This window comes from Vibrio sp. YT-19(2023), assembly GCF_033337395.1.
Genome location: NZ_JAWOQN010000010.1, coordinates 49,978 through 66,873, shown reverse-complemented (window position 1 = coordinate 66,873; position 16,896 = coordinate 49,978). Strand labels below are relative to the sequence as shown.

General features: G+C 42.6%; 18 protein-coding genes. 3 read left to right on the top strand and 15 right to left on the bottom strand.

Annotated elements, in window-relative coordinates; translation table 11 throughout:
- Window positions 1-14: 14 nt before the first annotated feature.
- The 3 genes from R7E78_RS09595 to R7E78_RS09585 all read left to right on the top strand — a co-directional run bounded on the left by R7E78_RS09595 (window position 15) and on the right by R7E78_RS09585 (window position 2,449).
- The gene (locus R7E78_RS09595; RefSeq protein ID WP_140326759.1) at window positions 15-1,223 is read left to right on the top strand and encodes a hypothetical protein; all 1,209 of its coding nucleotides are present in this window, start codon (window positions 15-17) and stop codon (window positions 1,221-1,223) included.
- Between the two features lie 8 nt (window positions 1,224-1,231).
- Window positions 1,232-1,636 (top strand): hypothetical protein, encoded by a 405-nt coding sequence (locus R7E78_RS09590; RefSeq protein WP_017085193.1) that lies wholly within the window; start codon window positions 1,232-1,234, stop codon window positions 1,634-1,636.
- A gap of 96 nt (window positions 1,637-1,732) precedes the next feature.
- A complete protein-coding gene (locus R7E78_RS09585; protein WP_181382984.1) occupies window positions 1,733-2,449 on the top strand; it encodes an LPP20 family lipoprotein in 717 nt (238 codons plus the stop codon).
- 127 nt (window positions 2,450-2,576) lie between these two features.
- On the opposite strand, the gene R7E78_RS09580 is transcribed toward R7E78_RS09585, so the two are convergent.
- The 15 genes from R7E78_RS09580 to R7E78_RS09510 form a co-directional block, all read right to left on the bottom strand.
- On the bottom strand, window positions 2,577-3,053 hold the full coding sequence (locus R7E78_RS09580; RefSeq protein ID WP_017086512.1) for a hypothetical protein: 477 nt from the start codon (window positions 3,051-3,053) through the stop codon (window positions 2,577-2,579).
- A 214-nt stretch (window positions 3,054-3,267) separates the two neighbouring features.
- Complete coding sequence (locus tag R7E78_RS09575) at window positions 3,268-3,471, bottom strand: hypothetical protein (protein ID WP_014386690.1); 204 nt, start codon at window positions 3,469-3,471, stop codon at window positions 3,268-3,270.
- Between the two features lie 13 nt (window positions 3,472-3,484).
- Window positions 3,485-3,778, bottom strand: a complete 294-nt coding sequence (locus tag R7E78_RS09570) for a hypothetical protein (RefSeq protein WP_032073016.1) — start codon at window positions 3,776-3,778, stop codon at window positions 3,485-3,487.
- Window positions 3,779-3,795: 17 nt separating this feature from the next.
- Entirely contained in the window at window positions 3,796-4,548 is a 753-nt protein-coding gene (locus tag R7E78_RS09565; RefSeq protein ID WP_138221967.1) for a hypothetical protein, read from the bottom strand.
- Complete coding sequence (locus tag R7E78_RS09560) at window positions 4,538-4,894, bottom strand: hypothetical protein (RefSeq protein WP_318057871.1); 357 nt, start codon at window positions 4,892-4,894, stop codon at window positions 4,538-4,540. The genes R7E78_RS09565 and R7E78_RS09560 overlap by 11 nt, the downstream gene beginning before the upstream one ends.
- The gene (locus R7E78_RS09555; protein WP_153274585.1) at window positions 4,891-5,049 is read right to left on the bottom strand and encodes a hypothetical protein; all 159 of its coding nucleotides are present in this window, start codon (window positions 5,047-5,049) and stop codon (window positions 4,891-4,893) included. The genes R7E78_RS09560 and R7E78_RS09555 overlap by 4 nt, the downstream gene beginning before the upstream one ends.
- A gap of 56 nt (window positions 5,050-5,105) precedes the next feature.
- Window positions 5,106-5,540: a hypothetical protein gene (locus R7E78_RS09550; protein WP_138221965.1), complete on the bottom strand. Its 435-nt coding sequence runs from the start codon at window positions 5,538-5,540 to the stop codon at window positions 5,106-5,108.
- Between the two features lie 306 nt (window positions 5,541-5,846).
- Window positions 5,847-6,149 (bottom strand): hypothetical protein, encoded by a 303-nt coding sequence (locus tag R7E78_RS09545; protein WP_014386683.1) that lies wholly within the window; start codon window positions 6,147-6,149, stop codon window positions 5,847-5,849.
- A 17-nt stretch (window positions 6,150-6,166) separates the two neighbouring features.
- Window positions 6,167-6,442 (bottom strand): hypothetical protein, encoded by a 276-nt coding sequence (locus R7E78_RS09540; protein ID WP_014386682.1) that lies wholly within the window; start codon window positions 6,440-6,442, stop codon window positions 6,167-6,169.
- Window positions 6,443-6,583: 141 nt separating this feature from the next.
- Window positions 6,584-6,856 carry a helix-turn-helix domain-containing protein gene (locus R7E78_RS09535; protein WP_014386681.1) on the bottom strand — a complete coding sequence of 91 codons (273 nt, stop codon included), beginning with the start codon at window positions 6,854-6,856 and terminating at the stop codon, window positions 6,584-6,586.
- A gap of 12 nt (window positions 6,857-6,868) precedes the next feature.
- Window positions 6,869-8,059 (bottom strand): ParB/RepB/Spo0J family partition protein, encoded by a 1,191-nt coding sequence (locus tag R7E78_RS09530; protein ID WP_140055747.1) that lies wholly within the window; start codon window positions 8,057-8,059, stop codon window positions 6,869-6,871.
- A gap of 1 nt (window position 8,060) precedes the next feature.
- On the bottom strand, window positions 8,061-8,843 hold the full coding sequence (locus tag R7E78_RS09525) for a ParA family protein (RefSeq protein ID WP_041154764.1): 783 nt from the start codon (window positions 8,841-8,843) through the stop codon (window positions 8,061-8,063).
- A gap of 594 nt (window positions 8,844-9,437) precedes the next feature.
- Entirely contained in the window at window positions 9,438-12,125 is a 2,688-nt protein-coding gene (locus R7E78_RS09520; RefSeq protein WP_181382981.1) for a DEAD/DEAH box helicase family protein, read from the bottom strand.
- Window positions 12,118-13,959 (bottom strand): site-specific DNA-methyltransferase, encoded by a 1,842-nt coding sequence (locus tag R7E78_RS09515; protein WP_181382980.1) that lies wholly within the window; start codon window positions 13,957-13,959, stop codon window positions 12,118-12,120. The genes R7E78_RS09520 and R7E78_RS09515 overlap by 8 nt, the downstream gene beginning before the upstream one ends.
- A 42-nt stretch (window positions 13,960-14,001) precedes the next feature.
- Window positions 14,002-16,872 carry an ATP-dependent helicase gene (locus R7E78_RS09510; protein ID WP_181382979.1) on the bottom strand — a complete coding sequence of 957 codons (2,871 nt, stop codon included), beginning with the start codon at window positions 16,870-16,872 and terminating at the stop codon, window positions 14,002-14,004.
- Window positions 16,873-16,896 lie beyond the last annotated feature (24 nt).

The window sequence follows — 16,896 nt, the reverse complement described above, 5'->3', positions numbered from 1 at the left end:
CTTCGAGGTATCTGATGAACAAATCAATCTACTTAATTGCAACTGTGCTGACGCTACTTTCTAGTAGTGTTATTGCATCACAGATAAAAACATTAGGAGATACTCCATCACACTTGACGCTTGAGGTTACGGAAAAATACGTTCTCGGGGACAACGACACTCTAATTGATGCAAGAAATCTATCTATTGAACAAGCCAAAAAATCAGCTTCTGATTATGCTGGAACTTACGTAGAACAAAGCTTAGTCGTTGATGATAACAAGATAACAAAGCAACAAATTCGCGTTCTCACGGCAGGCTTTCTTGAAGTATTAAGCACCACAGAACAGAGAAGTTTGGATCAATCAGGAAAGGTCACTCTCACTACCAAAGCAGTGATAAGACTATCTAAACAGTCCGTTCAAGACGGCCTTTCTAAATTGAAAACTGACCCTGACAGACTATCAACAATACTACGGCTGGAAGAGCAGAACCAATACCTTCGAGATGAGATATCAAGACTTAACGGCATAATTAATCCAAGCGATAGCCAGTCTCCAAAACGCACTGACTTAATTGATAAACGAGATGGCTTGTTACTTAAACTCGATCAAAACCGTACCTCTGTACGTCAGATTTTTGCTCAAGGCACACTATTCCAGATTGCAAAACAGAATAACAAAGAGTTCGACAGAGCGAAGCAAACATTGCATGAGCAAATCTTTGACTATTTCAAATACAACACGGAGATTATTGTTGGAACACCAGAGTTTCTAGACAATGGTGATGGCACATATAACATGATGGTGTCCGTCACATGGAATACGCCTTACGGGCCAACCAAATCATTTTTTGGCAAGCACTTTGATGTTGTGGAACCTGCGGCTCGAAACAGTTTTCAACTTTCACTTTCTAAACATAAAAACTCTGGAAACAATCAAAAAGTCGCATACACAAAATCCCTTTATGATGAGTTAACTTCCCAGTCGATTAGCATCCGTATCTCCGTTGGCAGCTACTCAGCAGATATCCCTTTATCTGCCACTGTGGATTCATTCGATACTCTCAACACTCAAAATGGCTATATACATCGAATTCAGTTCAAAGCAGATGATGCTACTCGCAAATACGTGCATAGGAACGTTGAGAACCCAGTGGTATTGAAAAACATTCCCGCAGCCGAGCTAAGTTACATTACGACCATTTCAGCTGATGTAGTTATAAAGCCGGTATCAAAAAAATGAGGCAGACCATGAATGGAATTAAAGCTACTTTTTGTGTTGTCATACTACTACTCTCACCAAATGCTCTATCAAATGCACCCGATTGGTTAAATAAGCACTCTCACCCCTCATACCGCTACACTCAATCGGCTTGCGCCCCCATATCTAGCGATCCATACACTGCCAAACTCATTGCAGAAACAAAGGCCAAAGGCGCTTTGGCTCAATCGTTCGGTGGGCATGTTACTGCCACCAGCACTCTTACAAAAAATGATAAGGAATTAGATGGTTCAAATGTTTCCTCAGAACAACTCACTGAGCGTATTGAAATTAGAAGCAGCCGAAAGCTTTCTGCATTAACTACCATTTCCCAGGGAAAATACACTATTGATAACAAAGAACACTTTTGTATTTGGTTAGGCAGCAACAGTTAATGGAAATCAAGTATTTTGCTTTTTCATAGAATCATATTATGATTCTATGAGTTATTGGACGTTTAAGCCGCATTGGCGGTTAGTAATGAGGAACACATGATGAAAAACAAACTCAAATTAGCTCTTGTAGCTGCCAGCGCCGGATTATCATTAGCTGGTTGCTCTAATAGCCCCACCTCTGTTGACATCGCTGAACGAGAAGCTAAAGCTCAGCAAGTTCGACAAGAAGCAGCTGCTAACAAGATGGAGCAAGAGCAAAAGCTAGCAAAGGAAATGGTTAACTCAGTCCCAGAATGGGCCATAAGCCCTCCTCAGCCTGATTCTGAGGGCATTTATGCAGTTGGTATGGGAGATAGCCAAAAGCTGCATACTGCGATCAAAAAAGCGAATCTCGAAGCGCAATACGCTCTAGCTAAAGCTTACCAACAGGAACTCTCAGGTAATGAGCGCTCTTATACCCAGGACAACGGCAATGGCGGCCTTACAGAACAGTACACTCAATTAATTGACACTTTGGTGGACAACGTACCTGTTGTGGGCTTTCGAGTTATCGAGCAAGAAGTCATCCCTCTACAAGGTCGTATCAACGCCTATGTCCTCGTGAAGCTTCCTTATGACCAATTCAACACAATGCTCCAGCAAAAGAAAAGTGAAGCGGCCAACACGGATATTAAAAACGCATTTGATGAACTTGAGATTAGGTTAGAAAAACGACGTCAGGCGCGTATTGAAGAATCAAAGCTCACTTTGGATAAGGCCAGCGATAAAGTGCAAGACGTTACAGATAGCGTCATTACTGAGCCAGATGCATGAACCTTTATCTGATAGTGACAAAGAATAAGGCCAGATTACTCTGGCCTTATTCTTTGTACTTCTAGCATATTGAAACACCAAAGCATAGTTTACTTCTCTTGGGCACTTTACGACGTGACGATAATGTCTATCGCTTATATAAAGGTCTGTGATCGACTGGCCTCCAATTTTTTCTGGCAGATTTGACTTCGCCTCGAAGAGCCATAAGCTTTTTAAAAAGTGTCTTATCATAGTCCAGCTTCAATACTCGCCCACAACCATAGGCTATGACTCCCTGTGCTTGAGGTAGCCAGAATCGCTGAATTAACCCGGTATAAAGTGTGAGCTGGTACTTTTCGCGGATTGTCATTCGCCCATTGAACGCTCTGCTTTTAAATTCTCCTGCAATGTATCTAAAACGCAATGGATCAAAAAATACTGCATCAGGGGCTCCGCAGACTCCTCGGCGTTTAATAAACCAAGGCTTTTTCCAACCGCCTATATCAGCCCCCAGCACGATACAGTACCAAGGCATATGGAACTGCCTCTTAATGGACAGCCCTCTGAGAATAACCATCAATAGGCCGATTGACGCCACCAGCAAAAACACTAGTTCCCCAGTCATAACAAATCCCAGTTAATAGCAACCAATATGGCTACAACAATAATCACTAACCACGGTAAAAGACTGTTACCACTTCCTGCTTGGGCGTGAGCCTTTAATCCAGCGTTTGCAGCCTCGGAGTTGTATGCTTGTCCTCTGTGCTGGCAAAATTTAGATGGATCAGCGGCATAGGCGCTTAAATGACTTACGGATACCCAGTTTGAACGCTTTCTTCTCACCCAGCAATTCCTTGTAGTTCTTCAATTGCCTGTTCAGCTGCGTTGATGACAGATAGTGCGTTTTGGGTGTACTCATTGCTAATTTCGCCATCGAGCCCTTCACACCACAAGCCAAATTCCTCCTGGGCAACTTCATCGCTTATACCCGCAGCTCTGAACACCATTAACCAATCTTCAATATATTGATCTACGTGAGCCATACTCCGTTCCTTATTATTGTTTCTTCAATTTAATCGCTTGCATTAGTGTGGTTAGGGCAACCCAAAGCATCGTAACAATGCATACAAACCAAATGATTCCAACAAATATGAGCCATGCTGACTCACTACTTTCTGGTCCATTTGGCATCGTTATTCCTCCCAACGCGGCAGCAGCGATCATAGCTATAAGGCTTAACGCCCAGCGCTTTGAAAAATCTTTAGCGAGTGACTCCCATTCCTCATTTGGGGCTTTAAACCAACAAACCAAACCAATGACTAATGGGCCTATAAAGAAAAAATCCAGCATTACTCCCCCCCCCTATTTTAGAAACGTACTACCGTTACATCACCGAGCAATACGTCATCAATTCTATCCGGATATAGCTCTCTGGTTTTTTCAACAATTTCAAACGCAGATGAAGTAGGAAAACTCGCTGTCAACTCCAGCTCTGTCAAACTTACCGCCACTCGCTTGCGTCTAATGCTTTGTGAAGGGATGTTTTCTTGGATCAGACTTTTACTATGAACAGCACTCTGGTAATCATCCCAATCAACCACGCTGTAAGACAAACCGCGTTCTATTGGTCTTGTCCAACCAGGTAACACTGATTCCCAAGCGAGTTCTCTTTGTCTCCATTCTGAATCAGTCACATCGTTAGGTTTATCTGTCGAGTTTTGGTAATGATAATCTTGAAATCCAACGTCGATTAAGGATTGGCGATACCCAATATCGTTTTCAACGTAGTACAAACCTAATGTATGTTGTCCCCAGGGAATTAAGCAGACATTAAAAGTGAAGTCCCAATCCGTACTACGAATACCGTCCACCAAAACTTTATGCTTTTCCTCGATAAACATAGTTCTCAGATCTGACAGAGTTTGGCAGCTTCTATCCTTTTGGAGCATGGTTACGTTTGCCGAGATATCTGCATCAAATGCAAGCTTTCTAGCTCCCAGTTTTGCGATGGATTTTTTGGCCGTATCAACGCAACCAGAGCGCAAGGAGCATAATTTGGTTAGTGCCTGCTCTAACGTTGTATTGCGCAGAATTAACCCATTGTATATCTTAGTGCTCACTTCGAGTTCCCTCACTTCGCTCCGGATTTCTCACATTAACCAGTTCAGCTAAGGCAACTCCCGAGGATGCACACCCCCACATAAACATAAGGTCGATAAAGGCAGGATTATCCCCCAGATGAAAAAGGCCACCGGACAAAACCATGAAAAGCCCTATTCCAGAGATCGTTACGATTCGTTCTAACGGGCGAGAATCTTGATTGAGAGTCTGGTGGATGAGAAACCATCGAAGAGCAAAACCAATACTCATACCACCAACAATGAACCCAGGCCATTTCAATTTTGCACTGACTAATGCCAACGAACCCAAGAACGCCATCAAAAAATACAATCTACGTCGATTCACTGGCCTTCCCCATCACTGCTTGTTTTTTCCCACAAGTGGGCCTTATCAATAACGCTTAAAACAGCACAAATTAATGCGAATCCATTTGCGATAATTAAGAGCTCTTCTGGTAAGTAAAAATTGGCAATCAACTGAATAAAGTTCAGTGCAGCCATAGCAATAAACACGTAAACAAAAAATCGCTTAACTTTGGAATGCAATTTATAGCCATCTAATACGACATTTCTCCTGTAGTAAGTGAAAGCTTCTTATCATCGCTAAAGAACATCCATTCTCCGTTAAATCGTTCGGCCAACTCTTTCGCAGTGATATCGCCAGGCATGAACATACAACCAGAAACAGAACCGCTATTCTTTGACAAGTATCGGTTTAAAGCAGACATACCTGCCGAAAGTAATGTGTCGTAGTGTCTATCGTCGTACTGTGAGATCTCCAGAGCTAACTTAACAACGGACTCATTGTGACTAGAATTCAACAAGGCTACGGTTTTTTTCTTGTTTCCCAACAAGTCACGTACTTTCTCAACTGTTGGTTCATAACCTAAAACCAATTCAATAGATTCAACTATCCGAGCTGTAAACTCTAAGAACGCGGGATCAGACTCTTTTGAAAGTTGTTTTGTAATAACGCTCAGTGCATTGCTCATAGCCAACTCCTGTAATTTTTAGTGTTTTATCAGTATTTCATTTGGTTGGATTTCTAAAGAACCAAGATCGCACTCAAACTGTAATGAGATTCCCTTATCGTGTGCGATGGCTATCATGTACCTAGCCATACATGAGAGTGCCTCTTGTGTCCCAAGCTCTACCGTTGCCGCAGCCATCTGCTCACAGAATGCCCGGTTCTTTTGCTCATTCATTGTCGGAGCCTCGCTACTTTTTTAGATACAAGGGCAATCATGCCCCTACCTACGCTATATACCAATGGGAGTAATTGCCCTTTTCTGTACAAACTAGCGGGTATTTTCAGGATTGATCAAAGCCAATCGCGCAGACAGACTTGAACTCATTTTTTGAATAGTGTTGTTCAATGTAACAATCAGATTTGAACTCGTAACGTTTATTAGCGACTTGCTAACCCCATAAAATTCTGGATATTTTTCAGGGTTTAGGTTTTCTAAATGAGCAACCAGTCGCATTGCTTCACCTTTGCTCATACAGCTCAGGTTTATCACATGGGCTTTTGCTATAACGTGTAGCAACTTATCTTCAAAGTCCCGGTAAAATTTGCTTTCTTGCTTCAATTCTGAATCCATTATCAGTACATCTCCTATTACTCATTGACCTTGATTGCGAACACGCTAACGGGAGCATCACCAAAATGAGGGTGAGTAATAACCATCTCCTCAAAACCTTTCCACGGTCGAACTAAAATCTTCTCGGTATCCCCAGATTTTGGATAGCCAAGCTTGATATGCACCTCATCATACTCGCGGCCCTCCAGACGTTTCCGCCAGTAATCCGTTTGAAGACGATATTCATACTTCTTTTCCCCGGTTTGCATTTGTCTGAAATACAGAGCTTTCACAGGGAGATGAAGAACTTTCATTTGAGACCTCCAAAAAACTAAAAGGAGCTACCTCCTCAACATTACAGTATCATTTTATAATACTTGTAAAATTTTAAAAGTCTACAGGCATAAAAAAGCCCCGGCGCAATGCCAGGGCTAATTTGAGGTTGGATATTACAATCAGAGCTTTCCGTGCCGCAAGATGAACTTCTCTCGGTCCAAAATACCCCAGTCCGTTATCATATAGTAGCCTGTAGCTCCTCGCTCTCCCCTCGATTCACGGATGAATATAATTTTCATATCAAACTCATCACGAAGCATCGCCAGTTGGCGTTTAATAGTGGACTCAGGAATCTTGGTCTCTGAATGGAGATCGTGCAAGCTGGGCTTATCTAACTTAGACAGCGCATTTACCAGTTCAAACTTGCGACTCATATCCTGAGATAACTTCATTCCATACTTACCTTACTCAACGCTTACGAGCTCGATGTCAGTCACCGCTACTTTAATTGGCTTTACTTCCTTTTTCTCACCAACAAGAGTCTTAACCCAAACCACATTTGGTTCAGTAGCAATACGATCTGTCATCAGTACACCACGCTTATTTTCACTCTCACCGATAATATTCACGGTGATGACTAACTTACGTGGGTCAGCCCCTTTCCAGTCTTTACCTTTTGCAAGAGGAGGTTCAATGCCTTCTTCTTCGGCATCATCGGTTGCATCATCACTTTCATCAACCTGCTTATCACCCGGCGCGTTTGTATCGCCTTGAGATGAAGCATCATCAGAAGTAAATTCCTCTCCCGTAGCTTGATGAACAACATTATCGCCCGTTGTATCATCAGAACTTTCCACATCACTTTGTGTAAAGTTGCCACCCTTCTCTTCACCCAATTCTGAGTCAGAATTCGAATTATTATCCTGCTCAGAGTTATTGGTTACTGCACCATCTTCATTTGAAGTTGGTTCATCACCATTCTTGATACGTTTTGCATCATTCAACAACTCACGACTTTGCTTACGTGTCATGCCATCACTCATAGCAACGGCACAGACAGCCCGGCAGCGCTCTTCATTCAGTTCGAATAGCAAACGTAAGTTATTGAGTGTTTCCGTATCAGCTGTAATGTCATTATCGTATAATTCTCGAACGCAGTCAGGCATTTTTAATAATGAAAGGTGCGTTGAAACAAAAATTGTGTTCTTACCGATACGTTTTGCAACGTCTTTTTGCTGCCACCCTTTATCAATGAATACTTGTAAAGCATTAGCAATTTCAAGTGCAGTCAAATCATCGCGCTGAATATTCTCTATCAATTCTCCCGCTGTTTCGTCCAAGTCCGTTTGTTCTTTTTCGTTAACAACGATGTCAATTGTTGGAATATCTTTGGCTTTACATGCTCTCCAGCGACGTTCGCCTTTTTGAATGACATATTTGCCGTCTTCATTTTTCGGGTAGACCACAATCGCGGATTGCTGGCCTTCTTCCAAAATTGAATCACCCAGTTCCTCGATATTACGGAACCGTTTACGAACCTGTTCTTTTGAAATAACTTCATCAACAGGAACCGTCAGAATTACCTTACCATCTGGCTGCTTTTTTTGGGCGGCTTGAGCTAACTGGTTGAGGTTTTTTAGGTTATTTAGTTTCATCTTAACCTACCTTCTCTACAATCTCGTCCAGCACCGCTCGCACTTCTTTTGCTGCTACATGACCATAGCGAAGAGACCATACTGGAACTCCATCTGTAGTTGCAGAATCAAGCGGTGGACGGTGTTGAATAATGTTACTAAAGATCAACTCTGGGATAGCTTTTTTCAGCTCAGTAAACGATTTGTTGTGGTTCACTGAACGATCCATATCATTGATGACAATGCCCAGGATTTCTAAGTTTTGATTGTGCTGTTGCTGAACACCGATAATGGTCGTCAGCAAGCCCTCTACACCATCAACCGCAAAGCCAGATAGTTTTACAGGACATACAACATGCGTCGCAATCATCAGTGCAGCAACCAGCTTACGGCCAAGACTCGGTGGGCAATCAATCAACACGTAATCATAGTCTTTGATTAGTTCTTTTAAATGTCGAGCTGGGTTCATTGCTTGTTCCAATGGCACTGCCTCCATCTCAAACAAATCCGGATCGTTTTTGGGCGTGTAAATCAAATCAACACCACATGGACACTCCGTTACTTGAATGCTTGAGCAGTTATCAAGGAACAATTCAGCTACTTTAGTACCGCTATATACTGGCTCGTAGCTGCCATCTTCCAACTCCACACGAGGAGCCAAACGTGAAGATGTATTACCCTGACCATCGAAATCCAGTACCAGGACTTTTTTCTTTTTTTCTGCCAAATCGAAGGCTTGCTGGATACAGATAGTACTTTTACCCACGCCTCCCTTCTGATTGGCATAGGCGATAGCTTTTGCCATGTTTACCTCGCTCTCCGATTGCAAATGAGATTCCTAGTGACGAAACATCGCCACTTTCACATGTGAAAGATTCTAACACTCACTTTATGATACTGCAATGTCATATCGTGGTACTAACATAACAATTACAGATAAAAAAACGGCCTCAAAGGGCCGCGAGAAAAATCATCAATGTTTAGGTGAACTGTATCGACAGAACAATGTGCATCCTGTCTCAATCCAATATTACCTTGCGCTTGTTTTTTTCGGTTAGCAAGTCTTCTTTAGTTTCTTGGTTCTGGATTGGATTATTGTCAGCCAAATCCTCAATAGCTACTGGGCTCTCTGAAATTACTGGGCGTCTAGACCTGACGTAATACTCCCTTGCTAGTTCAATATCAGCGACAGGATGCAAAAGTTAAAGTTTGATCATTTTTAAGGTGCATTGTTACCAGAAGCACTGTGGAAATGACAAAGTTTGTTCAATCTCTAGCAAACTTTTGGACAATTATCATTTATGAATAGCAAAACTAAATAGATACTTTATGTTGAAATTTGGCGTTGTTATGCATTTTAAAAGGCTATTTATTGCACCTAAATAGCCTTTTAACTTTTTTAGTTCAAGAATTCTCTTCCGTATGAACCACTTTCAGCAGCTTTACCCGCAATGATTTCGTAGCCAATGCCAGAAGCGACGCCCATCAGATCAGCGGCATCTTTCTTGTCCTTCACGTTTTGAGAGTCAATCATGTGCTCGCCTTTAACTTCAATCATCACATAGGAGCCATCTTGTTTCTTGATCAAGAAATCTGGGTAGTAGCTGCGTACGCGCTGTGTCTCGCTATCCACATAATGAATCACAAAGTCGCTCTGGCCGTGCGTTAGCATACCGGTAAACCAAACCTTATCGACTTTTTCTTCGTGTAACATGCTCCAGAAGAAATCTCTCTCTGGATTAGAGTCAAAGCAGTAGTTATCGAGGTGGAAACTTTTTGCGACATTAGGATTCGACTCATTGCTAGACTTACTAATAACCTTATCTTTCGATACCGTTACAGGGTAATAGCCTGGGTCGATTGGTGGTTCTTTCACAAGGTCGACTTCGAATTCCTCAGTAATAGTTTCGGCTTCGATGTCATAGATAGCCTTGAACAGACGAGGAATAACCTCATCGTAAAGCACCTCGTTGAACTCATTCACCATCTTCAAGATACCTTCGAAGCCTTCGCTGGTACCCGCAACTATTTTCTCGACTTCCAAGCACGGTTTGTTCAGGTAACGAGCAATATCGGCAACCAGTGTAAGCTTTGAAAAAGTGCGCTGTTCTTTTATATGTGAAATATCGCTGTGCACTCGAGATTTCGCGGAGCCAAGATCATCTGGCATCAGCAGGCCGTCTTGGGTCGAGTGGATAATGCGATATCTGTCAACATCCACATCTTTTAGTCCAAGCTCATAGCCTTTGTCCAAATCTTCTTTTTCAATCAACTTAAACTGGCGACGTACGCGCTTAATCGGAATCTTAATGCTCGGATGCTCGACTTTTACTTTCACCGTCACCTTGTTCGGATCCGGCTCTTTCATCTCGTCGGCAGAAATGCGGAAGTTCGCTTGAAGCTCTTTATCTAACAGCTTCATATTTTCATCGGTTAAGAAGACTTGACCAGTGTGCTGGCGATCACCAACAGCCCGTAAACAACGCATGGTAGCTTGAAGTATAAATATCTTAGACTTCGGCTCACGGAACATCGCCACAGAGAACAGCGAACGACAATTCCAACCTTCGCGGCCTTTATTCACCAACAAGATAAATTGTTTTTCCGATTTTGGAGTATCTAGGCGGTTAAACTCGCGAATGTCGTCATCCGTAGTGAGCTTATTATCTCCAACGTTAACCAAGATTCGGTCTGATGATATCCCACGTTTAGCGAGAATTTCCTCTACTGCAGGGCGAACCACATCGTTTATCTCTTCGATCGTCGTTCCGAAAATAGCCATCTTAGGCAACATATCTTCTGGGCGACCTACTTCTTCGGCACCTTCTAAGAACTTGTCGATTGCAATCTCTAGGAACTGCTTTTGACGGGTCTGAGTAAAGCTGTGCAACTTCACCTGTTTCAGGTAATTGTTGTCTATTGCCTTGCGCAGACCATACGCATAGACCACCTCTGGTAGCACATCGTTACCAACATAAGGCGTACCTGTGTAGTTATAACACCCCACAACTCGAGTCCCGGATGCTTTTAAATTAATCGCCAGTTCATCAATCGTCTTACGCAAAGAGTTCGCTGTATTATCGGATTTCGCGCCCATATCTTTTGCGAGCTTCGCACCAAAAGCATGGTGTGCTTCATCGACAAAGATCCCTAGCTGAGGAAGTCGCTTGATTTTCTCAAAGCGCTGGTTAGTCACAAGATCGGCTTCATCTTCTGGAGCGACGTTCATTGTTTCTGAATCAAGACCGAGAACGTCCATCATGTCATCAACAACGCCACCAATGCCCTGATAAGCTTCTTTACCCGAGCTAAACAACTTATCCGCTTTAGATTTCCCCTTGTTATCGCGGCGTAAGATGATTTTCTGGCTGTTCGATACGATGATGTTGAACTTAGAGCCATCAAGTGTATTAAGCGACACCCCAGCATCTTCTAAGTAGTGAAACTTAAACTCTGCGACAATCGGCATGTATTCCGATGGCACGACTTTGGTGTGGTCGAAAGACTCGATCTCGCGCAAAGACTGCAGCACCGTCTTATCTGGCGCAAAAATTAGCGCATTTTGAATAAAGCGGTTATCGTCTTTGCTCTTTTTGTTACCAGCCAAGAAATCATAGAAGATACAAGTGGCCATCAAGATGGTTTTGCCGGTACCCATCGTCAGAGCGAAGATATAGTTAGGGTATAATCGGCCACCATTGCTGGCCTTCATCTTCTTGAAGATGCCCTTGTAGTCCTTTTCAGACATTTCCCAAAACATATCCCCTTGCATTAGCTGACCATCGATAGCGCTGATGCCAGAGACACGTTCTTCGAAGCGGCCTTTGTTGCCGTACCAATCTTCGAAAAGCTGATAGACTGGTTTGTTATCCAGGAACTCTTTCAAGAAGACATAAATTTCAAGCGCTTCGAACTGCGGCGTACGCAAAAAGCTTCCCGGACGAGAAGGGTCGTTAAAATCGAGAAACGCCTTACTCAAACGAGAATAATGCTTACGAACCGTACCACGGTGAATCTTATAGAATTCGTGTAAATGCACGTAAAATGCATTGTTGAGTTCAAAGTTCTCTTGGGCATTTTTAGCCATGCACAATCACCTCTTCATAAGATTCAGAGAGTAAATCCGTAATCTTAATCTTGATGTTATTCGCGTCTTCTGGGATTTCGTATTCGCCAGCCACAAACTCGTCTTTTTCTGGAATATCAATAACAATAGGCTCCATCACAGCACCATCGTAATTCCAGTCGATCATGATAGACTCCACCATTTCACGCCACTCAGTCACGTCGTCTTTTTGTTGACTGAGCTTTTGTAGCAAATTGCGTGGGTAGAATTCTTCGATGACTAATTTGCCATCTTTTATTTCAATAGACGCTTCCGAATCATACTTAAAGGTGAGGTCAGACTTATCGCGCAGAATATCAACCACTTCGACTTTCATCTTGTAGCCTGATTCATTCTCAAGAATTGCGCCTAATCCTGGCTCATGTCCCATACAAACCAACATGATCTCTTCTACTGGTTGATTTGGATTTGCCTCTTTGCGTTCCTCGAATTGCTTATAAGGGAAGCCTTGGATCAGGTCATTCAGATCTTCTTTGGTCGCAATACGGTTGACGGGCATAATTTTAACTTTAAAGCCGTCTTTTTCACCATCATAGATTGTATTAGAACCAAGCGGTTGGATTTCTAACGCTTCAATTAAAAGCTCTTTTGCCTCAACTGGGTTACGGAAAATATCATAGTTGTTTACATTAAAGACCTCGAAACTTGCATGCTGCGCAACTAATCGCTTCGTGGTTGTTTGTATTGCCCCTAAATTAATATCATTACCAATAAACCTTCTATTCATTTGGTTTGCTGTTGCTTGGGTCGTACCAGACCCCATAAAACAATCGAACACCAAATCATCTTCGTCCGTAAATGCTTCAATTAAACGTTGAAGTAATGAAACCGGTTTTTGGGTTGGATAACCTGTGTTTTCTGTTGCCTGTGAATTAACTGGAAATATGTCGTTCCAAATATCATCAATAGGCTTTCCTTTATTTTCATCAAGATATTGCTTCTTTCTCGGTGTGCCATTAGAAGTAAACTCAATTAGCCCATTCATCAAACCTTCATCAATTTTTTCCTGTGACCATATCCAATGGCGTCCAGGGCCAGGGCTTAACTCTATGTCACCAAAACGACGGTTAGGTCCCTGACCAGCCTGAACCATACTAACTAACTGGTACTTTCTACCCGAACCTTCTTCTATGCGATCAAATTTTGATTTAAATTCCTCTGATTGATCTTTGTATAACTTTCTAAAGTTGTAGTTAGCACTTTTTGCATAAATAAAAATTAAATCATGGACGTTGCCAAATGAACTGCTTTGAGCTTTAGAGGAGCGAATTTTTTGCCAAACTATTTCATTTACATAATTACCGAAAACCTCATCCATTATTAGTCTCAAATGAGCTGATTTCTGCCATCCTGTATGCAAAGCAACAACACCACTGTCACTCAATAACTCTTTTATCAAAATTAAGCGTTCATAAATGAATTGCAGGTACTCATCGTTATTCCAAAGGTCCGTATATTGCTTTTCTTCAAATGCGATATTGTCATTTGTCGTAAATTTGTTATTACATTTAACTTTAATTTTGTAGTCAGCTTTAGAATCGAAAGGAGGATCAATATAAATGAAGTCTATTTTCCCTCGAAAACTCTTCAACAAATGACTCATCACTTGAAGGTTATCACCCCAGAAAATCTTATTGATCCAGCCGTTATCATCTTCTTGGCCATACACTTCTTTTAACTGCGCAGGGAAATACTGAGTAGAGCGGAATGGACGCTTACCTTTCCAATTAAGCATCGGGTAGCCTTTAATCGGCTCAAATTCGTAGTTTTCTACGTTGGTCTGGTCATTAGACATGGTCTTATTCTCTTTGTTCTTTGATGTGTCACTTAGCACTTACTAAGCACAAAATTTCCAATTTTTGCGGTCACAATAAGCACGAGCGCTGCAGTCGACACATGTCTTGTCTGGTCGAGCTTTGAGCGAAAAATCTTTGTTCTCTATTTTGTCGACAATACTATCAAAGTCTTCAATGGTTTGGCCGATCGCTGCCGTATTTTTATTAAAACTGATGGTCGGTAAGCCTGAAGATTCACCAGTAAAATAAAGGTGCATTTTGCTCACCTTGTAACCCGTATTTTCTTCGACCAAGTGCGCGTAGATCTCGAGCTGTCGCTGATGGTGCAAAATACGCTCTCGATCCTTTTCCATGCTTGGCTTGCGCTCAGATTTGAAGTCGATGATCTCGACGGTATCTCCTTCGCCTTTAATAAGATCAACACTACCAGTAAGCACATAGCGATCTTTTACCAATGAGATATCCACTTCCGTCTCTTTGATATCATCCCAACAGCTGCCCTTTCGGTCCACATAACGCATCACATGCTGCAGCGCAGCCCCGAGCGTGGACTCTCCTAAGTACATTCGCTCACGATTAGCCAGGTTTTGGTAGTTATCTTGCAGCCAGTCTGAAATGTTTTCTCTGGTAATCTTGTCTTCTTCACCGCGAAGTGCTGCTTTGTGAACATCTTCTAAGGTTTCGTGAATTAGGGTACCGAACAACATTGGGCTCGCTTTTACTGGTTGAAACTCTAGGTCTTTGAACAAACGATATTGCTCTGCACAGGTCTCGAACAAGGTAATGTGCGATGTGAACGCGTATTCGTGTTTGATGTTGACGTCTTTAACTTGCTCAAACTCTATTGAAGCAAGTTTGTGCTTCACATCTCGCCAATAAGGGAGCTTTGAAGTGTAATCCGTAAAGTATTTTGATGGCGTCTTCCCGTGACCCGATTTCTCCTGTCCGGTTAGAACAAGTAAGTTCTGGGGACGAGAGAAAGCCGTATAGTAAAGACGCCAGAAATCAAAGTGCTTAGTATCTTCTAAAGGCTCAAATGGTGGCTTGGCCATGTACTGGTGTTCGATGATTTCGTCTAGGTCTGTGTATTGTTTTCTTGGCACGGCTTCGAGCGATCCGACAAATACAATCGGAAACTCCAACCCCTTCGACTGGTGAATAGTTAAGAAAGAAACACAGCCGGAAGGAGCATACTCAGACATATCTTCATACTCATCTATCCCTCCTTCGAAAAGAAATTTCAAGAAGTTATCGAATAGAGACGCCAGGTTTCGTAATAAGTACTTTGGACTTAGGACACTAATATGGTGAAGGTATTCAAACTTACCCAGCATGCGACTCATCTGAGCTAAGTTACGCTGAGCACGCTCGTTACCGTTCTCTTGCTCTAAGAAGTGCGAAAATAACGGAAACTGGAGCAGCTCGTAAAACAGTCCGAGGAAAGCAGATTCCGCGTTTTTGGTCATGTTATGGTGTGCTACGGCTTTTCGCTTACACCATGCAAGTAAATCAGCCTGTTCCGGTTGGCGCAGTTTTTCAATGAAAGGCGCGATGCAATGCTGCTCGTAATAATCCCAAATCGCGAGTCTTCGACCTTCTTGGATTTTCTTCTTGCGCTCTGGCATCACCATAGGAAAAACCATGTGCAGCGCACCGATCAAATGACGAATCTCTTCTCGTTCGAAAAATAGATTTGCACGTGGCGAATATACAGGAATGCCTTTCTCTTCGAGAGATTGCGCAAGCGCTCTTACTTTGTCTGCTTTTACAGAGCGGAATAAAAACGCGGCTTGGTTCCAATCAGTAAGCTTGCCTTCGTTTTTTAGGTGCATAAGCATCTGATAGACGTCATCATGCCAGTCATCGCCTTCTGGTGTCACAGCACTGACAACCGTTGGTCCTGCGTCAAAACCTCCCTCGCGAGCTTCGATGGTTTTACTGTAACGGTAGTTCACACCGCCACGTAGCCAAGGCTTGTCTCCCATGTATGTATCATAGAAACCTACAATGTCCGGATGCGATCGATAGTTGATGGATAACTTAACTTGCTCACACTCTCCTGGCGCAAACTTAGCCGGGAACTCCAGAATATTACGAACACTCGCCCCTCGAAAGCGATAGAGAGCTTGGTCATCGTCACCAACTACACACAAATTACGCTTTGAGCCCATCAGAAGCTGTAAAAGTTGCTCCTGAATGGTATTGGTGTCTTGGTACTCATCGACCATCAAATAGGTGATCTTTATTGTCAGCTCCTCAAGAATTTTTGGGTACTGTTGAAGCAACACCAGTGTCTCAAGTTGGATGCATGAGAAATCGAGCGAGTTGTGCTTTTTCAACAATTCTTGATAGGTTGCGTAAGCCTCACCCAGAGCTGAGATCGCGACATCATCTGACTGAGTCAGTTGTTCGATATCAAGAACTTCTTCTGACGCTTTATTAAGCCATCCTAATAAGTTCTCAGATTTAGCCCAAGCCGGAACCTTACTCTCACCCTGAATGAACTCAATACCATCTATTTCCTTGAATTCACGTAAATTCTGGTAAAGGAAGTACTGTTGGTCGAATTGGTCCATGAGCACAAAGCTGCGCTTGAGACGCGTAAACTCACGATACTCTTCTAGGATACGAAGACATATAGAGTGGAACGTACCTAAATACATTTCGTTGACGTTGAAGTAGGAACCTCGCTCTAGGAGTCTATTCGAGATTCGGGTTTTCAACTCCTGTGCTGCTTTTTCGGTAAAAGTCACGACCAAGAGCTGTTCAGGTTTTGCACCATGTTCATCAATCAAATTCATGATGCGCTCAACCAGGGTATAGGTTTTACCTGAGCCTGGACCTGCGATGATCAGCAGAGGGCCTTGATGGTGAAGAATTGCTTTTTTCTGCGCAGAGTTCGATGTTGTCACCAGATTTCCTTACCATATGCAAAT